This is a genomic window from Winogradskyella sp. KYW1333 (assembly GCF_003335675.1).
Taxonomy (GTDB): Bacteria; Bacteroidota; Bacteroidia; order Flavobacteriales; family Flavobacteriaceae; genus Winogradskyella.
In genome coordinates this window covers 251,055-273,545 of record NZ_QPHL01000016.1, presented here as the reverse complement: position 1 = coordinate 273,545, position 22,491 = coordinate 251,055, and the positions used below count along the sequence as shown (strand labels likewise).

The 22,491-nt window shown below is 33.5% G+C and carries 24 protein-coding genes; 15 read left to right on the top strand and 9 right to left on the bottom strand.

Features of this window, described 5'->3' with window-relative positions; all coding sequences use genetic code 11:
• Positions 1-30: 30 nt before the first annotated feature.
• From pfkA to DUZ96_RS08795, 5 genes are all read left to right on the top strand, one after another.
• The gene (gene pfkA / locus DUZ96_RS08815) at positions 31-1,017 is read left to right on the top strand and encodes a 6-phosphofructokinase (RefSeq protein ID WP_114301571.1); all 987 of its coding nucleotides are present in this window, start codon (positions 31-33) and stop codon (positions 1,015-1,017) included.
• Between the two features lie 32 nt (positions 1,018-1,049).
• A complete protein-coding gene (gene gap, locus DUZ96_RS08810; protein ID WP_114301570.1) occupies positions 1,050-2,051 on the top strand; it encodes a type I glyceraldehyde-3-phosphate dehydrogenase in 1,002 nt (333 codons plus the stop codon).
• 75 nt (positions 2,052-2,126) lie between these two features.
• A complete protein-coding gene (locus DUZ96_RS08805; protein ID WP_114301569.1) occupies positions 2,127-2,990 on the top strand; it encodes an N-acetylglucosamine kinase in 864 nt (287 codons plus the stop codon).
• A gap of 102 nt (positions 2,991-3,092) precedes the next feature.
• Entirely contained in the window at positions 3,093-3,272 is a 180-nt protein-coding gene (locus DUZ96_RS08800; protein ID WP_114301568.1) for a hypothetical protein, read from the top strand.
• Between the two features lie 89 nt (positions 3,273-3,361).
• Entirely contained in the window at positions 3,362-4,699 is a 1,338-nt protein-coding gene (locus DUZ96_RS08795; protein ID WP_114301567.1) for a M24 family metallopeptidase, read from the top strand.
• On the opposite strand, the gene DUZ96_RS08790 is transcribed toward DUZ96_RS08795, so the two are convergent.
• Positions 4,696-6,339, bottom strand: a complete 1,644-nt coding sequence (locus DUZ96_RS08790; protein WP_114301566.1) for an acyl-CoA carboxylase subunit beta — start codon at positions 6,337-6,339, stop codon at positions 4,696-4,698. The two genes, DUZ96_RS08795 and DUZ96_RS08790, sit on opposite strands and share 4 nt — an antisense overlap.
• Before the next feature lie 154 nt (positions 6,340-6,493).
• Here DUZ96_RS08790 and DUZ96_RS08785 point away from each other — a divergent pair, with 154 nt between their 5' ends.
• From DUZ96_RS08785 to ettA, 8 genes are all read left to right on the top strand, one after another.
• Positions 6,494-6,847 carry a DoxX family protein gene (locus DUZ96_RS08785; RefSeq protein ID WP_114301565.1) on the top strand — a complete coding sequence of 118 codons (354 nt, stop codon included), beginning with the start codon at positions 6,494-6,496 and terminating at the stop codon, positions 6,845-6,847.
• Between the two features lie 10 nt (positions 6,848-6,857).
• Positions 6,858-7,388 carry an NADPH-dependent FMN reductase gene (locus DUZ96_RS08780; protein ID WP_114301564.1) on the top strand — a complete coding sequence of 177 codons (531 nt, stop codon included), beginning with the start codon at positions 6,858-6,860 and terminating at the stop codon, positions 7,386-7,388.
• Positions 7,389-7,390: 2 nt separating this feature from the next.
• Positions 7,391-7,672 carry a GNAT family N-acetyltransferase gene (locus tag DUZ96_RS08775; protein ID WP_114301563.1) on the top strand — a complete coding sequence of 94 codons (282 nt, stop codon included), beginning with the start codon at positions 7,391-7,393 and terminating at the stop codon, positions 7,670-7,672.
• A 1-nt stretch (position 7,673) separates the two neighbouring features.
• Positions 7,674-8,111, top strand: coding sequence for a MarR family winged helix-turn-helix transcriptional regulator (locus DUZ96_RS08770; RefSeq protein ID WP_114301562.1), 438 nt, complete (start codon positions 7,674-7,676; stop codon positions 8,109-8,111).
• 26 nt (positions 8,112-8,137) lie between these two features.
• Positions 8,138-9,040, top strand: a complete 903-nt coding sequence (locus DUZ96_RS08765; protein ID WP_114301561.1) for a pirin family protein — start codon at positions 8,138-8,140, stop codon at positions 9,038-9,040.
• Between the two features lie 24 nt (positions 9,041-9,064).
• The gene (locus tag DUZ96_RS08760) at positions 9,065-9,781 is read left to right on the top strand and encodes a pirin family protein (RefSeq protein ID WP_114301560.1); all 717 of its coding nucleotides are present in this window, start codon (positions 9,065-9,067) and stop codon (positions 9,779-9,781) included.
• A gap of 110 nt (positions 9,782-9,891) precedes the next feature.
• The gene (locus tag DUZ96_RS08755) at positions 9,892-10,074 is read left to right on the top strand and encodes a CAL67264 family membrane protein (RefSeq protein ID WP_019387444.1); all 183 of its coding nucleotides are present in this window, start codon (positions 9,892-9,894) and stop codon (positions 10,072-10,074) included.
• Between the two features lies 1 nt (position 10,075).
• Positions 10,076-11,767 (top strand): energy-dependent translational throttle protein EttA, encoded by a 1,692-nt coding sequence (ettA, locus tag DUZ96_RS08750; RefSeq protein ID WP_114301559.1) that lies wholly within the window; start codon positions 10,076-10,078, stop codon positions 11,765-11,767.
• Positions 11,768-11,826: 59 nt separating this feature from the next.
• Here the strand turns inward: ettA and DUZ96_RS08745 are convergent, their stop codons facing one another.
• The 3 genes from DUZ96_RS08745 to DUZ96_RS08735 all read right to left on the bottom strand — a co-directional run bounded on the left by DUZ96_RS08745 (position 11,827) and on the right by DUZ96_RS08735 (position 14,289).
• On the bottom strand, positions 11,827-12,051 hold the full coding sequence (locus tag DUZ96_RS08745; protein WP_114301558.1) for a hypothetical protein: 225 nt from the start codon (positions 12,049-12,051) through the stop codon (positions 11,827-11,829).
• Between the two features lie 198 nt (positions 12,052-12,249).
• On the bottom strand, positions 12,250-13,026 hold the full coding sequence (locus DUZ96_RS08740) for an MBL fold metallo-hydrolase (protein WP_114301557.1): 777 nt from the start codon (positions 13,024-13,026) through the stop codon (positions 12,250-12,252).
• Between the two features lie 234 nt (positions 13,027-13,260).
• Positions 13,261-14,289 carry a formimidoylglutamase gene (locus DUZ96_RS08735; RefSeq protein WP_114301556.1) on the bottom strand — a complete coding sequence of 343 codons (1,029 nt, stop codon included), beginning with the start codon at positions 14,287-14,289 and terminating at the stop codon, positions 13,261-13,263.
• A 92-nt stretch (positions 14,290-14,381) separates the two neighbouring features.
• Between DUZ96_RS08735 and DUZ96_RS08730 the strand changes: the two genes are divergently transcribed.
• Positions 14,382-15,269 (top strand): chromosome partitioning protein ParA, encoded by an 888-nt coding sequence (locus DUZ96_RS08730; RefSeq protein ID WP_114301555.1) that lies wholly within the window; start codon positions 14,382-14,384, stop codon positions 15,267-15,269.
• A gap of 67 nt (positions 15,270-15,336) precedes the next feature.
• Here DUZ96_RS08730 and hutI read toward each other — a convergent pair whose 3' ends face one another.
• The 4 genes from hutI to DUZ96_RS08710 all read right to left on the bottom strand — a co-directional run bounded on the left by hutI (position 15,337) and on the right by DUZ96_RS08710 (position 21,351).
• Positions 15,337-16,572 (bottom strand): imidazolonepropionase, encoded by a 1,236-nt coding sequence (gene hutI, locus DUZ96_RS08725; RefSeq protein ID WP_114301554.1) that lies wholly within the window; start codon positions 16,570-16,572, stop codon positions 15,337-15,339.
• A 96-nt stretch (positions 16,573-16,668) separates the two neighbouring features.
• A complete protein-coding gene (gene fumC / locus DUZ96_RS08720; RefSeq protein ID WP_114301553.1) occupies positions 16,669-18,066 on the bottom strand; it encodes a class II fumarate hydratase in 1,398 nt (465 codons plus the stop codon).
• Between the two features lie 173 nt (positions 18,067-18,239).
• Positions 18,240-18,914 (bottom strand): ABC transporter ATP-binding protein, encoded by a 675-nt coding sequence (locus DUZ96_RS08715; protein ID WP_114301552.1) that lies wholly within the window; start codon positions 18,912-18,914, stop codon positions 18,240-18,242.
• Positions 18,915-18,954: 40 nt separating this feature from the next.
• Positions 18,955-21,351: a carbohydrate binding family 9 domain-containing protein gene (locus DUZ96_RS08710; protein ID WP_258774353.1), complete on the bottom strand. Its 2,397-nt coding sequence runs from the start codon at positions 21,349-21,351 to the stop codon at positions 18,955-18,957.
• Positions 21,352-21,600: 249 nt separating this feature from the next.
• Between DUZ96_RS08710 and DUZ96_RS08705 the strand changes: the two genes are divergently transcribed.
• Positions 21,601-21,870, top strand: a complete 270-nt coding sequence (locus tag DUZ96_RS08705; protein WP_114301551.1) for a hypothetical protein — start codon at positions 21,601-21,603, stop codon at positions 21,868-21,870.
• 32 nt (positions 21,871-21,902) lie between these two features.
• Here the strand turns inward: DUZ96_RS08705 and DUZ96_RS08700 are convergent, their stop codons facing one another.
• Positions 21,903-22,466 carry a type 1 periplasmic binding fold superfamily protein gene (locus DUZ96_RS08700; protein WP_147267072.1) on the bottom strand — a complete coding sequence of 188 codons (564 nt, stop codon included), beginning with the start codon at positions 22,464-22,466 and terminating at the stop codon, positions 21,903-21,905.
• Between the last annotated feature and the right edge of the window lie 25 nt (positions 22,467-22,491).

Below are 22,491 nucleotides of genomic sequence, written 5' to 3'. Positions count from 1 at the left end.
TTATTAGTTTTACTGGAAATAAATTAAAAAATGTTACAAACCATTAAAAAAATTGGAGTAATGACATCTGGAGGAGACTCTCCAGGAATGAATGCTGCTGTTAGGTCTGTTGTAAGAACATGCGCTTTTCACAACGTTGAATGTTTTGGAATTTACAGAGGTTATGAAGGAATGATTGATGGCGATTTTGTAAAAATGGACGCACGCAGTGTTAAGGGAATTATTAATAAAGGAGGAACTATATTAAAGTCCGCTCGTTCACAAGAATTTAGAACAAAAAAAGGAAGACAAAAAGCTTTCAATCAATTGACAAAGGCAGGGATTGATGCTTTTGTAGTTATTGGTGGTGATGGCAGTTTTACAGGTGCTATGATATTTAATCAGGAATTTAATTTTCCTGTAATGGGAATACCTGGTACTATTGATAATGATATTTTCGGTACCACCCATACATTAGGTTATGATACAGCTCTAAATACAGTTGTTGATGTAATTGATAAAATTAGAGATACAGCAAGTTCTCATAATAGGTTATTCTTTATTGAAGTTATGGGGCGAGATGTTGGGCATATAGCTCTTAATGTAGGTGTAGGAGCAGGTGCAGAAGAGATTCTTATACCAGAAGAGGACTTAGGATTAGATAGATTGTTAGAATCCTTGAGAAGAAGTAAGCAATCCGGAAAATCGTCTAGTATAGTTGTTGTTGCTGAAGGAGATAAAATAGGTAAAAATGTTTTTGAACTCAAAGACTATGTAGATCAAAACCTATCGGAATACGAAGTCAGAGTATCTGTTTTAGGTCACATGCAACGTGGCGGATCACCATCTTGTTTTGATCGTGTATTAGCAAGTAGAATGGGAGTAAAGGCTGTAGAAAGTCTAATAGTTGGTAAAAGTAATTTCATGGTTGGATTAAAAAATGACATCATGGAGTTGACACCTTTTGATCAAGCTGTAAAAGGTAAATCTAAAATAAATATGGAACTTCTTAGAGTTTCAGATATAATGTCAATATAAACTTAGAACACAATAAATTAAATTATAAAAAAATGTCAAACTTAAAGTTAGGAATAAACGGATTTGGTAGAATAGGTAGAATTGTTTTTAGAGCAACAGTAAAAAGAGATGATGTAGATGTTGTTGCGATAAATGATTTATTAGATGTAGAACATCTAGCTTACCTTTTAAAATATGACTCAGTTCATGGTAGATTCGATGGAGACATTCAAGTTAAAGACGGAAACTTAGTTGTTGACGGAAAAACAATTAGAATAACAGCAGAAAAAGATCCTAAAAATTTGAAATGGGATGAAGTAGGAGCTGATGTTGTTGCAGAGTGTACAGGTATTTTTACAACTTTGGAAACGGCACAATATCATATTGATGGTGGCGCAAAAAAAGTAGTTATTTCTGCACCAAGTAAAGATGCACCAATGTTTGTTATGGGTGTAAATGATGATAAATTAACATCAAGACATAATATTGTGTCTAATGCATCTTGTACTACAAACTGTTTAGCACCTATTGCCAAAGTCATTGAAGATAATTTTGGGATTAAAGAGGGATTAATGACAACAATTCATGCTGCAACCTCTACTCAATATACGGTAGATGCACCTTCACGAAAAAATTACAGATTAGGACGTTCAGCAATTGTTAATATTATACCGTCATCTACTGGTGCTGCAAAAGCAGTGGGGAAAGTTATTCCAGAATTAGATGGTAAATTAACAGGTATGGCATTTAGAGTGCCAACAGCGGATGTTTCTGTTGTAGATTTAACAGTAAAAACAAATTCAGCTACTTCATTAGAGGAAATAAAAGATGCAATGAAAAAAGCAGCAAATGAATCTATGAGTGGTGTTTTAGGTTATACAGATGAGGCTGTTGTATCTCAAGATTTTGTAAGTGAAGAAAGAACAAGTGTTTTTGATGCAGACGCCTCAATTGAACTTAATTCAAATTTCTTTAAATTAATTTCTTGGTACGATAATGAGTTTGGATATTCAAACAAGATGGTTGATTTAGCTCAAAGAATTAACAATCTATAACAAATTAGTATTAATTCAAAAATTCCGTAGGTCATTGAATTAAGGTCTCCTGCGGAATTTTTAAGTTTTGGCTTTATGATATTAATTACAGATGGTGGTTCCACAAAATGTGACTGGATTGTTATTGACAACACAGGTAAAAGATTAGCTGAAAAAATAAGAACTAAAGGGTTAAATCCAGCTATTCTAAGTGAGAAGAAATTGACCAAAATCATTAATAAGAGCGAAGAATTAATGGCTCTTAAGGATGATGTAACGCATGTCTTCTTTTATGGTGCTGGTTGTGGAACTGAAAAGCCAAGGCTCATGTTAACGCATGTTTTAAAGTTAATTTTCTTGAAGGCTCATGTTGAGGTAAAAGAAGATACTATGGCAGCAGTAAGAGCAACCATAAGTTCTAATGATGAAAAAGCTGTAGTTTGCATCATGGGAACAGGATCAAACTGTAGTTATTTTGATGGTGTTCATCTTCACCAAAGAGTTTTAAGTTTGGGATATACTTTAATGGATGATGCAAGTGGTAATTATTATGGTAAAGAATTAATTAGGGATTACTACTTTAATAAAATGCCTGAGACCATAAAACTTGCATTTGAACATAAATATGAATTAGAAGCCGATCACATTAAATACAATCTTTATAAACAGCCAAATCCTAATGCATATTTAGCGAATTTTGCGGAATTTATGTTTTTAAATAAAGATTCCGATTATATCAAGGATCTTATTAAAAAAGGGTTTAGAATATTTAGTGAAAATATGATCCTTCAATTTAGGGAAGAAATAAACAATGGTGTACCTGTTCATTTTGCAGGATCTATTGCATTTTTTGCTCAAGAAGAAATACATGAAGTATCAAAGGAATATGGATTCAAGGTTGGTAATTTTGTTCGTAGACCAATTGACGGTCTTGTAGATTATCACGTTAGGAACTTTTAATCTTCGATAATATTTTTAATAATCTGTTGATAAAACTCAAAAATGCTATTGTAAAACTTATTAATTGGTTTTATCTTTGCAACGGATAAACGAACCGCTATTATGTTTGAATTTGATCAATACTTAGGATTTTTAGCTTTTTTAACCATATTAACAATTGGATTTTGGTTGATGATATTCCTTTTAACGTTTGTTATACCTTATTGGGTATTTGGTTCAGCAATTGAGCGATTCAAGGAAATAAAAGAAGAGAGAAAGGCAAAAAGAGCAGGTACAGCTTAAGATTATATATACAGAATTAAAAAGGATGCAAAATGCATCCTTTTTTTATGGTTTAATTTTGGTAAATTCGGGACAAAATTAAGTTATTCATGAAAAATATATTTCTACTCATTATTTTATTTACTTCAAGCATTAACGCTCAACAAATATTGCAAGAGAAGCAACGTGCTCAAGTTGTGGACGAAATATTGAAGGACAGATTCAATAATTTATTGCCTGAATTAATGGATAGCGCTGGGATTGATATGTGGGTTTTAATTTCAAGAGAATATAATGAGGACCCTGTTTTAAAAACTATGTTGCCAGCAACATGGTTAAATGCAAGACGAAGAACAATTTTAGTATTCTATAGAAACAAAACACAAAATACCATTGAAAAATTAGCTGTTGCACGTTATAACTTTGGTGAAAATATTATTTCGGCTTGGGACAAAGAGAAAGAGCCAAATCAGTGGAAACGCTTAGTAGACATTATAAATGAACGCAATCCTGAGGTAATTGGTTTAAATTACTCTAATAATTTTAACATATGTGATGGTATTGTTAAAACAGATTATGAAGAATTTATGGCCGTTCTGCCAAATAAACTGAAGTCTAAAGTAGTATCTGCCGAGAAACTTGCCATTGGATGGATAGAAACAAGGAGTGAAAAAGAAATGGTTATCTACAATCAGTTAGTTGATATAACACATGGTATAATTGCTGAGGCTTTTTCTGAAAAAGTTATTACGCCAGGAATAACAACAACAACAGATGTAGAGTGGTGGATGAGAGACAAGGTAACATCATTAGGGCTTGAGACTTGGTTTCATCCTACTGTTGACGTTCAAAGGACGGCTGAAGAGTTAGGGAACCATCTTTATGCTTTTTCAAACAGACCTGAAAATATGGTCATTGTTCCTGGTGATTTGGTGCATTGTGATTTTGGGATTACCTATTTAAGACTTAATACAGATTGCCAAGAATTGGCATATGTTTTAAGGCCAAATGAAAAAGAGCCTCCAAAATATCTACAGAATGCATTGAAAGACGGGAATCGTATCCAAGACATTTTCACTTCGAATTTCAAAACAGGTAAAACAGGAAACGATGTATTAAGAGAATCATTAGAACAAGGAAAGGCAGAAGGTTTAAGACCTGCGATATACACTCATCCACTAGGTACTTATGGACATAGTTCAGGTACAACATTAGGCATGTGGGATTCACAAGGCGGTGTGCCAGTAAATGGTGACTATCCACTGCATGAAAATACCGTCTACGCCATTGAACTAAACACAACTGTGACCATACCAGAATGGAAACGAGATATACGGATTATGCTCGAAGAAGCTGGTTTCTGGGGCAAAGATGGCTTTAGATATGTAAATGGTAGGCAAACAAAATTACTTACTATTCCGAGGGTAAAAGATCATCAAGGGAATTAAACCTGAAGCACACCTAAATTAAATGGCTTTTCAATAGGAGCGTGGTTTGCTGCTTCAATACCCATACTAATCCATTTCCTAGTATCTAATGGATCTATTACGGCATCAGTCCAAAGTCTTGCCGCAGCATAATATGGTGAGACTTGATTATCGTAGCGCGACTTTATTTTATTGAAAAGTTCCTCTTCTTTTTCTTTAGTGATTTTTTCACCTTTCTTTTTCAAAGAAGCTGTTTCTATCTGTAAAAGAACTTTGGCTGCAGATTTACCACTCATTACAGCCAATTCAGCACTAGGCCATGCAAAAATTAATCTTGGGTCATAGGCTTTTCCGCACATAGCGTAATTACCTGCACCATAACTATTACCAATTACAACTGTAAATTTTGGCACTACAGAATTACTAACCGCATTAACCATTTTGGCACCGTCTTTTATAATGCCTCCATGCTCAGATTTGCTGCCAACCATAAATCCTGTGACATCTTGTAGGAATACTAACGGAATTTTCTTTTGATTACAATTAGATATAAATCTTGTGGCTTTATCTGCTGAGTCATTGTAAATAACACCACCAAATTGCATTTCGCTAGGCTTGGTTTTAGCACCTTTAGTTTTTACAATTTGCCTTTGATTGGCCACAATACCAACAGCCCAACCGTCAATACGTGCATAACCAGTAATTATAGTTTGTCCATAACCAGCTTTGTATTCTTCAAATTCAGAGTTATCTACTAATCGCTTGATTATTTCATTCATATCATATTGATCAGCTCTGCTCTTTGGTATTATACCATAAATATCCTCAGGATTTTCAGTTGGTTTCGCCGACTTAATTCTATTATATCCAGCCTTGTCGTAATCACCAATTTTGTCAACTATATTTTTAATAGTATCCAAGGCATCCTTATCATCTTTAGCCTTATAATCTGTAACCCCAGAAATTTCACAATGTGTCGTTGCACCACCAAGAGTTTCGTTATCTATTGTTTCTCCTATGGCTGCCTTAACTAAATAACTACCAGCCAAGAAAATGCTTCCTGTTTTATCTACGATAAGAGCTTCATCGCTCATAATAGGCAAATATGCGCCTCCAGCAACACAACTACCCATAACTGCAGCAATTTGGGTAATTCCCATACTGCTCATTACAGCATTGTTTCTAAATATTCTACCAAAATGTTCTTTATCAGGAAATATCTCATCTTGCATCGGAAGGAATACACCAGCGCTATCAACCAGATATATAATTGGTAACCTGTTTTCAATTGCAATTTCTTGAGCTCTCAAATTCTTTGTACCGGTAATTGGAAACCAAGCTCCGGCTTTTACAGTGGCATCATTAGCAACAACTATACACTGTTTTCCTTTTACATATCCAATCTTCACTATAACACCACCAGATGGACAACCACCATATTCAGGATACATGTCTTCACCAGCAAATGCACCAATTTCGATTGATTTTGATTTTGGGTCTAGTAGATAATCAATCCTTTCTCTAGCTGTCATTTTACCCTTGCTATGATGTTTAGCAATGCTTTTTTCTCCTCCTCCTAGTTTTACTTTATTAAATTTTCTATTAAGGGTAGAGAGTAGAAGTTTATTGTGGTCTTCGTTTTTATTGAACTTGATATCCATTAATGTGTTTTTCTATTTTACGAATTTACGAAACATAAGTATTATAATTTAACACCAATTTCAAAATGAAATGTTAAATATTAATTACATGGAAATATATACCTAGGAATATAAATTTATTTTACATACATTTGTTTAACTAAAACAATTAAAAATGAAAAGAGATAGAATTATTTATTATGTAGCAACAGCATTATTAACAGTTATGATGTTGTTTTCAATAAGCATGTATTTTTTTAAACACGATGATATTGAAGTAGCCTTTACAAATTTTGGATATCCAACCTATCTTATTTATCCTTATGGTGTTATAAAACTAGTAGGCATTGTTTTGTTATGGTTGCCAGGATTATATAGTCTAAAGGAATGGGCTTATTCTGGTTTCTTTTTTGCGTTTATCCTTGCCTTTTTTGCTCATTATATGATAAATGATGGTGAACACATGGGAGCTTTAATGGCGCTAATACTATTAATGGTATCGTACATATTTTATAGAAGAATTAAATAAAAAATAGATCATGAAAAAAATAATCGCATTAGCTGGTAGTAACAGTAGCACGTCAATAAATGAACAACTCGCAACATATGCTTCAAGTTTGGTTGATAATGTAAAAGTAAAGGTTCTAGATTTGAACGACTTTGAAATGCCAATTTATAGTTCAGATAGAGAAAATGAATCTGGTCACCCAAATGAGGCAGTTGCTTTTGTGGATGAAATTAGAGGTGCAGATGGTATTATAATTTCACTTGCTGAATATAATGGAGCATACTCAGGAGCTTTTAAAAATATTTTTGACTGGGCGAGCCGTGTGGAACAAAAAACATTTTTAGGTAAGCCAATGTTGTTAATGGCGTCATCACCTGGTGGAAGGGGTGGAGCATCAGTATTAGAAATGGCTTCAGAACGTTTTCCAAGACATGATGCCAATATTGTAGGGAAATTTTCACTACCTTCTTTCTATGATAATTTTAAGGATGGTAAAATTATAAATGAAGATTTGAACAATGATTTGCTAGAAGAGGTGAATCAATTTCAAGAAAGTCTATAGTCATGAATATTCAACAATATGATGATAATAAAAAAGGCGAATTCTTTCTAGAATCAGAAGGTAAGAAGCTTGTGTCAATAACAGATAGCTATGCTGGACCCGATAAGATTATAATAGATCATACGGAAGTTGATGACACATTAAAAGGTCAAGGCTTAGGATATAAGCTTGTGGAGGCCTCGGTGAAATTTGCACGACTCAAGAATATTAAAATTATGCCACTTTGCCCTTTTGCAAATGCAGTATTTAATAAGAAAAGTGATTATAATGATATAAGATTTTAATATGGGAGATTTAGCCAAGGATATCAATTCAACGTTTCCAAATAATAGAGTAAAGGCTCTTTTGAACATAATTTATACAGCCAACTGGATTACTAGTTGTCAAAACGAATTTTTTAAGGAGTTTGGTATTTCACCTCAACAGTATAATATTCTTAGGATATTAAGAGGAGCTGGCGAACCGCTAAAAGTTCAGACTATTAAAGACAGGATGTTAGAGCGTTCACCAAATGCAACGCGCTTAATGGATAAATTGTGTGCTAAAAATTATATTGAAAGATTACCGTCAGAGCATGATAGGCGTGTGGTTAAGATCGTTATAACGAAAGAAGGAAAAGAATTATTAGAGTCTATTCCCAAAAACCTAAACAAAGATTTGCTTAAGAATATAGATGAAGATGAAGCTAAACAATTAAGTGATCTATTAGATAAAATGCGCTAATGCATTTTTTTAACTAATTATTCTCCATGGAAAATAACTTAAAAGGAGAAAAACAAATGAAAAATAACACTATTAAAAGAGTAGGACGAAGTGATTTCGTTAATATGGGTCCAATTCGTCTACGTCAACCTTTACCGACCCAGCAAATTGAAATGATTGATCCATTTATTCTTTTGCATCATTATGGTCCTTATGAAATAAACGAAAGAAGCAATCCTTTTGACCTAGGACCACATCCACATCGTGGATTTGAACCAGTTACTTTTTTGGTGCAAGGCGAGCAATTACATCGTGACTCATTAGGTAATGAAAGTATTGTAAAGACAGGCGATGTACAATGGACTACTTCTGGAAGGGGTATAATACATGCTGAAGGCCCATCAAAAGAGTTCGTAAAACGTGGTGGAACCATTGAAGGTATACAACTTTGGCTCAATTTACCCGCTGAAAAGAAGATGATGCAACCAAATTACCAGCATATTAGAGACAATGATTTTGAGGTTTTAACATCTCAAGATCAAAAAGTCGTAACAAAAGTAATTGCAGGTAGGTTAAATGATGCTCAGGGAAAAATAAGATCTCAGACGCCAGTAAATTCTTTTATTATTCATGCAAAAAAAGGCGGGGAAGAATCATTTAATTATTCTAATACTCATGAAGGCTTCATTTATTTGTTAAAGGGAAAAGCTGTTATAAATAATGAAGTGCTCTTAGAATTGAATAAAAATCAATTAATAAGGTTCAATCAAGATGGTGATGGGTTTGCAATTAAGGCTGTAGAAGATAGCTTATTGTTATTTCTATCAGGAGAACCAATTAATGAAGAAGTTGCTACGTATGGGCCGTATGTTATGAATACACAAACTGAGTTGTTAGAAGCTATGAGAGATTATCAAATGGGCAAAATGGGTTTTTTGCCAGTAAGCTAAATATTAATGATAAAATAAAATATTATGAAAACTATAATTCACAAATCTAATACTCGAGGATATGCAGATCATGGTTGGTTAAAATCGTATCATACATTCAGTTTTGCAGGTTATCAAAATCCTGAGCGGATGAACTTTGGTATGTTACGCGTTTTAAACGATGATATTGTTCAACCTAAAATGGGATTTGGTACGCATCCACATCAAAATATAGAAATCATTTCAATTCCATTAAAAGGTGCTTTATCACATAAGGACAGTATGGGTAATAAGCGTGCTATTGAAGTAGGTGAAGTTCAGGTAATGAGTGCAGGGACTGGTTTAACACATTCTGAGTTTAACGACAGTAAAACTGATGAAGTTAATTTTCTTCAGCTTTGGATTATTCCAGAAGAAATGAATTTAAAACCTAATTATGAGCAACATCAGTTTTCCAAAGAAGGTAAGTTGAACAAACTTCAAACTTTAGTCGCACCGAAAGATAAGATCGAAGGTGAGGCACTACCTATTAGTCAGCAAGCTTACATTTACAGAACGACCTTAGAATCTAATCATTCTATTGAAGTAAAATTGAAGTCTGACGATAATGGTATCTATATTTTTGTTGCAGATGGAGAAATTAATGTTGGCGGAACAGCTTTATCTAAAAGAGATGCGATAGGTATAAGTGAAATTAATACCGTTGATATAGTTTCCGTTGAAAATTCAGAACTTGTAATTATCGAAGTACCAATGCACTAAACAGAAGACATGATTTGTAGCAAAAAAAGCATCCTGCCAATAGGATGCTTTTTTTAGTTTATTTCACGATATTTGTTTAAAACTAACTAACTAATTCAAACTTTAAGACAATGGCGATGAATAAGAATACCGTATTGGCATGGGCAACAGTGCTTATGATTATAATGGGAGTAGTACTAATTTTAATGGGTGCATATCGATATGATGATGTAGCAGGATGGGGTTTTGCAACTGTTGGTATAGGATTTTTTGCAATTGCATGGGTTTTTAATGCATTAAAAGGACGAGTTTAAAATGAGTGATGACAAAAAAGTGATCTTTTCAATGTCTGGTGTTACCAAGACATTTCAATCTGCCAACACACCAGTACTTAAGAATATATATTTAAGCTTCTTTTATGGAGCTAAAATTGGTATTCTTGGTTTAAATGGGTCTGGTAAGTCAACATTACTTAAAATTATAGCTGGAGTTGATAAGAATTATCAAGGGGATGTTGTTTTTTCACCAGGCTATTCAGTTGGGTATCTAGAACAAGAACCACAATTAGATGATGATAAAACAATAATTGAGGTTGTAAAGGAAGGTGTTGCAGAGACTGTTGCAATTTTAGATGAATATAATAGTATCAATGATCAATTTGGTTTAGAAGAGGTCTATAGTGATCCGGATAAGATGGAGAAACTAATGAATCGTCAAGCAGAATTGCAAGATCAAATTGATGCTTCAAATGCTTGGGAACTAGACACCAAGTTAGAGATTGCAATGGATGCCCTACGAACACCAGAAAGCGACAAAAAAATAGGTGTATTATCAGGAGGGGAAAGACGACGTGTGGCGTTATGCAGATTATTATTAAAAGAACCCGATGTACTTTTACTAGATGAGCCTACAAACCACTTAGATGCAGAATCGGTTCATTGGTTGGAGCACCATTTAGCGCAATACAAAGGAACAGTAATAGCAGTAACACACGATAGATACTTTTTAGATAATGTTGCTGGTTGGATATTAGAACTAGATAGAGGTGAAGGTATCCCGTGGAAAGGGAATTATTCATCTTGGTTAGATCAAAAATCAAAACGTTTAGCACAAGAAAGTAAATCAGCATCTAAACGTCAAAAGACACTTGAACGCGAGCTTGATTGGGTGAGACAAGGAGCAAAGGGTCGTCAGACCAAACAAAAAGCGCGTTTGAAGAATTATGACAAGTTAATGAGTCAAGACCAAAAACAGCTTGACAAAAAACTAGAGATTTACATTCCAAATGGGCCAAGACTTGGTACAAATGTTATTGAGGCCAATGGTGTTGCAAAGGCATATGGTGACAAATTATTATATGATGATCTAAATTTTAATTTACCTCAAGCAGGAATTGTTGGTATAATTGGACCAAATGGCGCAGGTAAAACCACAATTTTCAGAATGATAATGGGTGAAGAAACTCCAGACAAAGGAGATTTTAAGGTAGGTGATACAGCTAAGATTGCATATGTAGACCAAAGTCACTCAAACATAGATCCAGAAAAATCAATTTGGCAAAACTTTAGCGATGAACAAGAATTAATTATGATGGGAAGTCGTCAGGTAAATTCGCGTGCTTACTTAAGTCGTTTTAATTTCTCAGGTAGTGAACAAAATAAAAAAGTCAAATTACTATCTGGTGGAGAAAGAAACCGGTTACATTTGGCAATGACTCTTAAAGAGGAAGGGAATGTACTACTTTTAGATGAGCCTACTAACGATCTTGATGTCAATACATTAAGAGCATTAGAAGAAGGTTTAGAAAACTTTGCAGGTTGTGCTGTTGTAATAAGCCATGATAGATGGTTTTTAGATCGTATTTGTACACATATATTAGCTTTTGAAGGAGACTCTCAAGTGTATTTCTTCGAAGGTGGATTTAGCGAATATGAAGAAAACAAGAAGAAGCGATTAGGAGGTGATTTAATACCTAAAAGAATTAAGTATAAGAAACTGGTGAGATAGAAATTAGAAGAATTTTGAAATAAAAAAAGCTAGTTAAAAACGAGCTTTTATATTTTCTTTTAATGATCACTGTAAAGATGGCCTCCCGTAAAGTCTTTATAACTCTCATCCACATCCTTAAATGCATTTGTTTCCATCAGTTTTTTATTCTCAGCTTTTAGCCTATACATTTTTACGACAGCTATAATGATAAATACTAAAAAAATAGTTGCTACGGCTATTAAAATCATAGTAAGTTGAGTGGTGGTCACTATTAAAGCCTTTCTAAGTAGGTTGATAATCATGATTAATTAACGTTAAGATTTGGTTTAGACTAGTGCGAAGATAGAAAAAAAAGTAGTTCAATTAGCACATAAATGTGTAAAACCCCATTTTTTAATTACAATTTATCCGATAAACTGTTAATAAAAATCGGCAAAACGCACTAAAATTGGGCGAAATACAACTTTTTTCTACTTATCAACAAATCAAATTTTAACATATTATTTTTTATACCAATTAAGCAATTTCACCTCAATTTCATCATTTTTCGCTTCAATCAAAGATTTAAATTTTGCAATATCACTTAGTCCATTTGTCCCTCTATAATGATATGGATACACTGTTTTTGGTTTAAAATCCAATACTGCACCTGCAGCGCTCTCAACTGTCATAGTATAGGGTAAGTTCATACAAACAAATGCCTTATCTATGTTCTTTAGATTTCTCATTTCTGGGATGTCTTCTGTATCTCCAGAAATATAGATACGTTGATCTTCAATAGTTAAGATGTAGCCGTTACCGCGTCCTTTTTCATGAAATTTTAAGGCTTCCTCTCTTAGGTTATACATGGGTATTGCCTCAATTAAAATACCATCATCACTGTAACTTTGGCCATTTTTCAGAGTCATAATGGTTTTAGATAATGTTGTTGGAATTTTATCGGTAACAGCTTTAGGGCTAATAATTATTACATTGGTTAAATCTAAGCTTTCTAATGTAGAATTACTCAAGTGATCACCATGTATATCTGTTATTAGAACATATGTTGGCTTTTTTTGTCCATTAAACGCTTTTTTACCACCTGTTGGATCTACATAAATAGTCAAGTCCTTAGTTTCTATTACCAAAGTACCATGCTGAATAGGATGTATTAATACAGGATCAGCAGTTATATTCTCAGCAATAGCCTTATTTTCATTTGTATTTGATTTATCATTTTTACAACCTAGGGTAAAGACTAAAATGACTAATAAGAGTATGGGTTTAATTGGTTTCATCGAATTTGGTTGTTATAAAGATATTTAACTATAAATCAGTAATTATTATTTGTAACATTTTAATAACAAATACTAAATATTATTTAAAGTAAAAAAATATGTGCCTACCCTTATTAATAATATATTTTTCAGGTTTGCTTAGTATTTCTTAATCGAAAGGCTCAACATAAAAATAGGCTTTAAGATACTCAATGTTTAAATCATGAAAATTCTGAGAATATGTTTTGTGAAAATCTATAATTTCAAACTTCCATTGGCTCTTATAAAATCTGTAATCAAATATGCTATAGCTTTACCAATATTTTGTTGAGTTTTTTTTATTGGTGATGCCTCACAGATGTGTAAATATTTTACGTTACTATTTTGACCAAAGAAATTAATATACTGCCTTGCTTGTTTCATGGAAAATCCACTTGGTGTCATGGCACTACTTGGCATATTTTCTATGGCATCACAATCTAATTCAATTCCAAAAGCTTCTTTAGATATAAAATCTGAGGCATAATTAAGTTGATCCTTAAAATCTAATTCATTTCGTATTTCAATAGACTCATAAGTATTAAACTTGATGTTCTTGAGTTTTTTAATGGTCTTATATATCCTTGCTGATGTATAGTTTTCGTGTAGACCAAAAATAAAATAACGCTTTAAAAAGCCCTCTGCAAAGGCATAACTGAATCCATTGCCACTATGTCTGCCCTCTTCTGGTCTAAAGTCTGTGTGAGCATCAAGATTTATGACATTAATCTTATTGTTTAATGCCAATGAAGTACCTTTTATATTACCATAGGAATTGTTATGCCCTCCGCCTATAATTATTGGAATCTTTCCGGCTTTTACAATACAAGCTACAAGATATGTAACATCACTATCAATCTTTTCGACCATTGATCGTATTTGTGTCAATGATTTTTTTTTGGTTTGATCTATCTCATTAAGTGTATTATGTTCTTCTGCATAATTTAAATGTCCTAGAACTGCAATTCTCTTTGCATTAGTATACGCATTACTCTGCATATTTAGCAGTGCCGTAATTGTTGATTCCCATACTTTTCTAGTACCAGGTTGTCCTAGATTCGCTTGTACGCCTATATCCTCAGCAATGCCAAATATTATATAGTCGACATCTAAATTGGTAATAGCTTCGTATATGTTATTGAGGTTATGTATTAACCTTATATGTTCACCAAATTTTGATTCGCCTTTACGAGAGTTTACGATTAGATCTCGGTCTTTCTTAGAGAGTAAAACAAGATTTTTCATATGGTCAATAAAATAAAGATTAAATGTACATTTTTATTTTATTTTTAAATCAAATTAAAAGAGGTATTAACAATAACTTAAAATCATAATTTATGGAAAGTTCACAGAAATCAGGAATAGGTCTAAAGGTAGGTTTAGGGATTCTTTTAGTCCTTTTTTTAGGAACGGCATTTTATGCATCTAAGCTTTACAGTGACAAGCAAGAAACCGAAAAGGTTTTAATTAGTGAAAAGCAACAAGTAATGAAAGACCTTAGTAATATGGCAAAGGATTACGATGCTGCCATTGCTGAAGGTGAAAGAACAAATCAAGACTTAATTGATGCTAGGGAACGTATTCAGAATCTAATGGATTCTTTAAAGGTGTCTCAAAACAGTGTTAATAGCTTATGGAGATATAGAAAGAAGTATTTAGCACTACAGGAAGAAATGGAAATTCTGTTGGAAGAAAATGATCGTTTAAAAGTAGAAAACGAATTATTGGCGGTTTCATTAGATAGTACTCAGGTTCAGTTAAAAGAACGTACAATGTTTACAGATTCACTTTTAGTCCAAAATACAGAGCTAGCTAATGTTGTTGAAGATGCAGCAGCATTACAGACTGTAGGCCTTAAAGGATTAGGTGTTATTGAAAGAAGAAGCGGTAAACAAATACCAACAGAACGTGCTAGACGTAGTGATAAAATTAAAATCTGTTTTACAGTAGCTAAAAACACTTTGACAGAGGCTGGCGATAAGGAACTATACGTTCAGGTCATAGACCCTAAAAACAATGTATTAGGTTCAAATGGACAAGTTCAATTTGATGATCAAGTTTTAAACTATAGTCTCATCAGCCGTTTTAATTATGAAAACCGTAACCTAGATATTTGTGAATATATTCGTGCTTCAGATGAATCAAAATTTGAAGAAGGACAATATAGAGTAAACGTATTTAATGATAAAGAGTTGATTTCTGCTTCAGAATTTGTCCTAAAGTAGCCTTCAATTCTTTAATTGGTTGATTAATAGCAAAAAATCCAGAAGTAAATCCTCTGGATTTTTTTATTTATAATAATTGGCCGTTTATAATTATTTGATCAACTGGGTTGTGAGTAAATGAGTAAGGGATTTCCCGGTAATGTTTCATAGGCTTTGTAATAATAAAATTTGCCTTTTTACCTCTTGTAACACTACCATACATATTACTTATACCCATAGCATAGGCACCATTAATCGTAGCGGCATTTATGGCTTCTTCTGGTGTTAGCTTTAGCTTAGCACATGCAGCACCAACAATAAAGTTCATATTTCCACTAGGAGCTGAACCAGGATTGTAGTCCGTGGCAATAGCAAGCGGTAAGCCAGCATCAATTAACTTTCTAGCAGGCGTGTAAGGAATACCTAAAAAGAATGAGCATCCAGGTAAAGCTACAGGCATAGTATCACTTTCTTTGAGTGCTTCTATATCTTCGTCATTTAATAATTCTAGATGATCTACAGATAAGGCATTATGCTTTACACCTAAAGCAACACCACCAAGAATATTAAATTGATTTACATGAATTTTTGGCCTGAAATTATGGGCTTGACCTGCCTTTAAAATGGTTTCTAAATCTTCAATATCAAAATAACCTTCTTCACAAAAGACATCAATAAAATGTGAAATATTAAGGTCACCAGCTTTGGGAATTAATTCGTTAGTAATCAACTTAATGTATTCCTCTTTGTTTTTTCTATATTCCTCTGGTATGGCATGGGCAGCAAGTAGTGTAGGAGCAATAAACGCCAAAGTATCCTGTTTAATACGTTTAATTACTTTAAGCATTTTTAATTCTGCATCAACTGTTAGTCCATAACCGGTTTTAATTTCAACAGCACCAGTGCCCATTTTAATAATCTCGTCTAGTCTGTTTATAGATTGATTATAGAGATCCTCTTCAGATGTATTTTGTAATTTTTTAGCTGAATTTAAAATACCACCACCACGGCTGGCAATATCTGCATAACTCAAACCATTTATCCTATCAACATATTCACCTGTTCTATCGCCAGCATATACTATATGCGTATGGGAATCACACCAAGATGGTAGTACAATTCTTCCCGTAGCATCGAAAGTAGTTTCCGCATCAATAGGATGGTATTCATCCATGGTTCCATATTCAATTATGGTGTCATGTTCTATATACAAATAGGCATTCTCTAAAATTGAAAGTTTCTTCATTTCCTCACCTCTTAATATGGTGATATTATGTTTATGAACCTGAAGAAGTTGTTTTATGTTAGTTATAAGTATAGACATTTTGTTGGATGGTTTAACGTAAAGATTATCATTTTTTTTGAATAAAAAAAACGCCAATCTTCTGAAGAATGGCGTTTAAAATATTTCAGCTTTAATTTATTTTAAGCTTCCGACCATATCTTCTGGTTTAACCCAGTCATCATAATCTTCAGCGGATACATATCCCAGATTGATGGCTTCTTCTTTTAGGGTTGTTCCATTTTTATGAGCCGTATTAGCAATTTCTGCCGCTTTATAATAACCTATTTTTGTATTTAAGGCAGTAACTAGCATTAAAGAATTATTTAAAAGTTCTTTAATCACTGAATGATTAGGTTCTATGCCACTGGCACAGTTCTCATCAAAGCTTACGCAAGCATCTCCAATTAATTGAGCAGATTGTAAAATATTAGCTGCCATCATAGGTTTAAAAACATTCAACTCGTAATGCCCTTGAGTACCACCAACACTAACAGCGACATCATTACCCATTACTTGAGCACATACCATAGTAAGTGCTTCACATTGAGTAGGATTTACTTTTCCAGGCATTATTGAACTGCCGGGCTCGTTAGCTGGAATTTTGATCTCACCAATACCAGAACGTGGACCTGAAGCCATCATTCTAATATCATTTGCAATTTTATTTAATGACACAGCTATTTGTTTTAAAGCTCCATGAGTTTCTACAATTGCATCATGAGCAGCCAATGCTTCAAATTTATTTTCAGCGGTGACAAAAGGTAATCCTGTAAACTCAGCGATATAATTTGCTACAAGCACGTCATAACCTTGTGGTGTGTTTAATCCAGTTCCAACGGCAGTACCACCAAGTGCAAGCTCACTTAAATGCGATAATGTATTTTCTATTGCTTTTATACCATGATCTAATTGAGATACATAACCAGAAAATTCTTGACCTAAAGTTAGGGGAGTAGCGTCCATTAAATGCGTACGTCCAATTTTCACAACATCTTTAAATTCAATCGATTTTTCATGTAATGTATTGCGCAGCTGAATTATACCTGGAATTGTTGTTTCTACAACTTTTTTATATGCTGCAATGTGCATACCAGTTGGGAAAGTATCATTAGAGGACTGTGATTTATTGACATCATCATTGGGTTGAATGGTCTTTTCGCCTTCACCAATCTTCTTGCCTGCTATTTGATGAGCTCTGTTAGCAATTACCTCATTGACATTCATGTTACTTTGTGTCCCTGAACCTGTTTGCCATATAACCAAAGGAAATTGGTCGTTATGTTGGTTGTCTAATATTTCATCACAAACTTGAGCTATAAGATCTCGCTTATCTTTAGTTAGTACACCAAGCTCACAATTAGCATAAGCCGCAGCTTTTTTAAGATAGGCAAATCCATGTACCACTTCTAGTGGCATAGAAGCTGGTGCTCCAATTTTAAAGTTATTTCGAGAGCGTTCTGTCTGGGCTCCCCAAATTTTATCGGCAGGTACTTTTACCTCGCCCATAGTATCTTTTTCTATTCTATAATTCATGATGTAATTAATTTTAAAAAGCTCTACAAAATTACAGATTTAGAATGTTTTAAATACTGAAGAATATCATTTTATTTAAGAACTTTTCATTTTACAGCTTGCAGTAATTGAAGAAAATGTAACTAGTGAATTTTAATCTGGAAATATTGATATAGCGTTCTATTTCTTGAATCTTAATCAACAATTTTACCATCTACCATTGCCAACTTTCGGTCTGCCATGTTGGCTAATTCTTGATTGTGTGTAACAATGACAAATGTCTGTTTAAACTTATCTCTTAATTTAAAGAAGAGCTGGTGAAGTTGTTCTGCTGATTCACTATCTAAATTACCTGATGGTTCGTCTGCAAAAATAATGTTTGGTTGGTTTATTAATGCTCTGGCCACAGCCACCCGTTGTTGTTCGCCACCAGACATGCTATTTGGTTTATGATTGATTCTATCACTAAGGCCTAAATAGTCTAAAAGTTCTTTGGCGCGTTTCTCTGCTTCAATTTTCGGAGTTTTATTAATAAATGCTGGAATACAAACATTCTCTAAGGCCGTAAATTCTGGCAAAAGTTGATGAAATTGGAAAATAAATCCAATATTTTCATTTCTAAACTTGGCAAGAGCGCTATCACTTAAATCTTTGATTGACTTACCATTAATAATTAATTCGGTTTCGTTTGTGTAATCAGGTTTATCTAAGGTTCCCAGAATTTGAAGAAGTGTAGTTTTTCCAGCTCCAGATGCGCCAACTATGGAAATAATTTCGCTTTCATCAATAGTTATATCAACTCCCTTTAATACCTGTAAGTCTTTAAAGGCTTTTTTAATTTGTTTAGCTGAAATAACTGTTTTACCCATACAAGTGTGAAAGTAACATTAAATGTGTAAATGCGCAATATTAAGAGGCGGTTTTGTTCTTTTTAAAGACTGATTTCAAACCATTAAAATCAATAAAATACTGGACGCGAAGTGAGAAGGTGTTTTGCATTGGTTGTTGAAAAAGCAAATCTAAACTTTCCGTAAAATTATCTTCTGAATTTTCGTCAAAGTTAAAGAGTTGATTTCTGTACAGTGCTGTTAGGAAACTTCCAGGTGCAAATTGCCATGAATAACTTAAGTCAATGTTCCAAGTACTAAAGTTTATGTTAGGGTCATCAACAACATTATCTATATTATATCCTTCTTCTGCTGTCAACCTTCCATTGTCTAACAGCGTAAAAAGGTCATAATCATATTGTACAGTATCCCAATAATGTCTAAATGTAAGCCCTAGGCTATGGAAAGGATTGAACGTGTAATTTCCTGAGATTGTATTTGTTACTATTTGTCTATTACGTTCTCCAAAAATTGAGTTGTCATCAACACTGGTTGCATAACCTCGATCTCCGTTTCTATTCTCAAAATTTAAACCATAGGTTAGTAATAACTGATCTGAAAATCGAATACGTGGTTCAATTTCAAAATCATATCTAAATAAATCTCTGCCTTCCTCAAAGAGCGTTGCTGCGTTTGCTCTAAGATCAATAGCAAATACTTTATTATAGTTTGAAGAAAACCAAGCACCTGCACTTACTGAATTTTCAAAGATAAATGGACGACCATCCCTAGATTCGAAATAATCATATTGTTTACCAGGTTGTATATTTAATCTAAAACCATGTGCGTTTTGATTTTTAGTAAAAGCCCTATAACCACCACCAAAGTTGAATCGTGCAAAAGTGTTAGGGTCTACAAGTCTTCGATAATTACTAAAAAAATTAAATCGATAGTTGTTTAAACGGCCTGATGGTTCAAATGTTTGATATGAAAAATCAAAACCAAAATCATTTTGATTATTTCTTCTGTTTAGACCAAGATCATTAATGTTGTATTTCGTATCAGCAAATTTGTGATCAAAACTATAACGAAAATTACCGGCTACTTTACCTACAAATAAAAAACTACTAAAGCCTGTTTCTGAAGGATCATTCTGGTAATTAACATTGCTCATCCTAAGCTCAGTATCTACTCTGTAGGTGTTCTTCTTGTTAACTAAATTAGCCACTAAAGCTGTTGCATTGGCATCTCTAAATTCACCTTCTCTAGTCACATTGGTGTTGATAAGACTAATAGCCGAATTACCTCCAAATTGCTTATCTACGACCAAAATATTATAGTTGGTGAACGGTTCTACAACTTCCAGTCTTTTATCTCCAGTATCGTTATCGGTAACTGTAGCATATGTTTTCTCTGTAATCGCATTAAAAAGTCCTAAGCCCCAACCATCCTTTGTACGTCCTGATACTTTTAAGGCATTTAATACCTTAACTTCATTTGGAACGTCAGCGTCTTCATTTTCTGCTAAATCTAGTTCACCAGAGGGTCTACCACCAACACGTCTTGAAAAGAACAATCCACCTTTAGAGAATAAATCTACACCTTCTGTAAAAAATTGTCGTTGTTCTGAGAATGTCTGCTCAAAAGGACCAAGATTTAATACAATATTATCAAAACCGGCTTGGCTAAAATCTGGTATAAGTGTTGCATCTAATGTAAAGTTATCAGTTATACCATATTTTACATCCATACCAAATGTAAGGTCTGTATCAATATCACCATCAAAACTATTAAGTATCCCTGTACTAAATGGATAAAGATTTAATCTTAGTGGAGGTTTTAAATTATCTAAACCTTTTAATTCACCATTATAAAGACCTATATATCCTTTCGTAGGGTCTATTGGGTTCCATGTATATTGAGATCTATCACGTCTAAATTGTCGATGAAATTGTAAACCCCAAGTAGGATTTTCTTGGTCAGCAAAACGTAAGGTTCTGTAAGGGATTTTCATTTCTACTGTCCAGCCATCATCCTTCATTTTAACAGCGCTACTCCAAACAGCATTCCAACTAAAATCTTCCCCTATAGTGGGATTAGAAATAGCATCGGCCTGTTGCCCTGAACTAAACACAAAGAAACTTGTGTCATTTTGTGCATCATTATTTGGATTTAAAACAACCAAAAAGAAATCCGTTTGACCAAAATTATCTCTGTTGACTATCTGAGACATAATTTTTTCAGGATTATCATATAAATAAGCGGCAACATAAATGGCTTGATCGTCGTAGGAAACCTTTACTTCAGTACGTTTATTTCTAGGCAAGGTATTGCCAATTTCAGGTTTAAATTGAATAAAATCTGTTGCTATTTCTGCATTTTCCCAAACTTTGTCATTTAGTTCACCATCTATTTTTGGAGCTTTTTCTGCACGTGTTATGTTGAGCTCTTTTTTGTCTTGACAGTGGGTATTAAACACTGCAAATAATGAGCAGAATAATAAAAAAGAGGATTTTATTTGTTTACTTAAAGGCAATGGTCAAGTTAGTTTATACTGGTAATTTGAAGGTTTTACTAATCAAAATGTAAAACTACATTTACAAATGTGCATCTGCTCTTAATTAAACGTTAAAAAGGCCTAACAGATGTTAACGTCTTGTTGCGGTTTTGTCAGGTCTAAATTATTTGGAATACTTATTGCTTAATAATTAAAAATTAATCGTTATAAATGAATAAATATAATATTCTAGGATGGAGTTTATTATTTGATGCATTAGGTTATGTGTCATTAGTTTTTCCTCCATTTGATTTTATTTGGGCGCCTTTGTCAGCTTACCTAATGACTAAACTTTACAAGGGGAAAGAAGGAAAGATAGCTGCAATAATATCATTTGTTGAAGAGGCATTACCATTTTTAGATGTAGTTCCTACTTTTAGCTTAATGTGGTTATATACTTATGTTTTTAAAACTTACCATACACAAAAAAAGGCTACTTAAAAAGTAGCCTTTTTTAATTATTTTATGCAAAATTATAAAATTGCAACACCTGTCCAGGTAATGTTGAAGTCCTCAGATCCGCCTGTTGCAGAACCAAATTCATCAGAGTCGTCAACTGTTGTAGGTTCGTGGATTAATCTAATTTGTAAATTCCCATTACTGATTGCCCCGGCAACCCAAGTAGTATTAACACCTAATTTACTTCCGTCAGGACCCGCTATATCACTAGCATCTCTAGTCATCGTAAGATTTATACCATTTACCGCATAAGCGAAAAAATGTTCATCAGCCTCTGGTATAATATCGTCATTTAATATGTCATCAGCTGGGTCTTCTTGCTCATTTAAAATTTCAAGACTTAAAGAATATGTTGCTCCTGCAGAAAAAGTACCAACGATATTCTCAGTAGATGTACCATCTTCAAAACCGTCTGGTGCTGTGCTAAATAAAACTACAGAGTCTGTTGCATCTGCAGTATTAGTAAATGTTAAGGTTAAATTTGTAATAAACTCCTCTTCTAGTACAGGATCCGGATCATCATCATCCGAACATGATGTAAATGAAGTTGATAGCGCTAAACATATAATTGCGCTCATAAAAAATTTAGTAGATTTCATAGAA